The following is a 1,209-nucleotide window of genomic DNA, read 5'->3' on the forward strand; positions in this document are numbered from 1 at the left end:
ATCACGTCTGCGCCGAGGTCGCCAGCGCCGCCGGGGGTTCTCACTTCAGTACAACCGTCGCCACGGCATCGCCCTCCCGGGCCGCGGCGGCGACGTGCGCCGCGGTGGGCGGCCCGCCGTCCGGCGCGCGGAGCCCGTGCTCCCCCGCCCAGCGGGCGATCGCGGTACCGCTGGCGATGCCCTCCACGCACCCCCGCCCGCCGCAGGGGCACTTCTCCCCGTCCAGCTCCACGCAGAGGTGGCCGATGTGGCCGGCGTTCCCGCTCGGGCCGGTCCGCAGCCGGCCGTCGAGCACCAGCCCGCCGCCGACCCCGGTGGAGACGACCATGCAGAGCGCGTTGTCGACGCCCCGGGCCGCACCGCACCAGTGCTCACCGGCGGCGATGGCCGCGCCGTCACCCACCAGCGTGACCGGCAGCCCCGCGCCGAGCGTGCGGCGGACCGCCGCCACCAGCGGGAAGCCGCGCCAGCCGGGGATGTTGACCGGGCTGACCGCGCCGGCCGCCGCGTCGACGGGACCGGCGCTGCCGATGCCGACGCCGCGGACGGCCGCCCAGCCGGGGGTCGCGACCAGCGCGGCGAACACCTCCTCGACCGCGGCGAGGACGGCCTCGCCCGGCTCCCGGGTCGGCGTGGGCACCTGGAAGCGTTCGCGCACCGCGCCGGAGTCGTCCACCAGCGCCCCCGCGATCTTCGTTCCGCCGATGTCGAGCGCGGCGACAAGATCAGTGGTCATGGCCTGGAAGCCTCACCCGCCGGGGCGCCCCTTGTCCAGCCCTGCGCCGCCCCGGCCCCGGGGCGTGGTGGCGCGGTCACCGGGTGGCGCGCCGCGGCTGGGGCCCGCGACGGCCTCCGGCCGAAGGCGTGCGACCGTCCGACACCTGATCGCCACGCGGCTTTGATCACCGGGTAAACCCGACGAAACGGCAGGCGGGGAGGGTGGTGGCACGGACGCCGCGGGGCGTTCCGGCCCGGGATACCGGGAGACCGAGGTCCAGGGAGACGTCATGGAGCACTACGCGATACTCGCCGGCTTCGCGCTGGAGACCACGCCGCAGGACCGGGGCATCGGAGCACCGCCCGCGGTGTCCGGCGCGGAGGCGGACCGGCTCGCCGCCGCACGCTCGGCGCGGGGCTGCCGGTCACGCTGGTGGGTGACGGCGCGGCCATCGCCGCCGGTGAGCACTGGTGCGGTGCGGCCCGGGGCGT

Annotated in this window: 1 protein-coding gene and 1 pseudogene; one reads left to right on the forward strand and one right to left on the reverse strand. The window is 77.5% G+C overall.

Translation table 11 applies throughout. The annotated features are described in order from the left end of the window. Positions 1–58 precede the first annotated feature (58 nt). Positions 59–736, reverse strand: a pseudogene (locus HCN52_RS24505) (ROK family protein); the annotation flags it as partial. A 271-nt stretch (positions 737–1,007) separates the two neighbouring features. Between HCN52_RS24505 and HCN52_RS25015 the strand changes: the two are divergent. Beyond that, positions 1,008–1,209: hypothetical protein (locus HCN52_RS25015; RefSeq protein WP_209314958.1), on the forward strand; the 202-nt coding region annotated here is incomplete at its 3' end.

The sequence above is a fragment of the Streptomyces bohaiensis genome (assembly GCF_012033785.1).
Classification (GTDB): domain Bacteria; phylum Actinomycetota; class Actinomycetes; order Streptomycetales; family Streptomycetaceae; genus Streptomyces; species Streptomyces bohaiensis.